This window comes from Achromobacter sp. SIMBA_011, from assembly GCF_046535435.1.
GTDB lineage: Bacteria > Pseudomonadota > Gammaproteobacteria > Burkholderiales > Burkholderiaceae_B > Achromobacter > Achromobacter dolens.
Genome location: NZ_JAWRWN010000095.1, coordinates 1 through 391, shown reverse-complemented (window position 1 = coordinate 391; position 391 = coordinate 1). Strand labels below are relative to the sequence as shown.

General features: G+C 59.1%; 1 pseudogene. It reads right to left on the bottom strand.

From position 1 onward, the window contains the following. Nucleotides 1–391 (bottom strand): annotated as a pseudogene (locus tag SB816_RS30075) (deoxyguanosinetriphosphate triphosphohydrolase); the annotation flags it as partial.

Genomic DNA, 391 nt, shown 5'->3' with positions numbered 1-391 from the left:
GATGCCGGTAGATATGACCGAACAGCAGCTTCTTGATCTGTCGGTCGGTCTCGGCCATCTCAGGCGAGAAGGTCGCAACGGTGAAATCGGCAGCGCGGATATCCGCCGCACTCTTCGGCTTCAGACGGGCCAGATTCTGCTGCGCAACGCCAATCACATCCTCGACCATATGGGTGATCTGCCGGCGCATGATTTCATTGGCGAAGCGCTCCTTGTCGAGCACGGGATATTTCGCCCGCACCTCGGCCATCAGCTTGCTGAGGAACGGCACCTCCTCCAGCAGGTCGAAGGTAAGATAACCCGCGCGCAACCCGTCATCTATATCGCGGGTATTATAGGCGATGTCATCGGCAATCGCCGCCATCTGCGCCTCGAGGCTGGCATAGCTGCC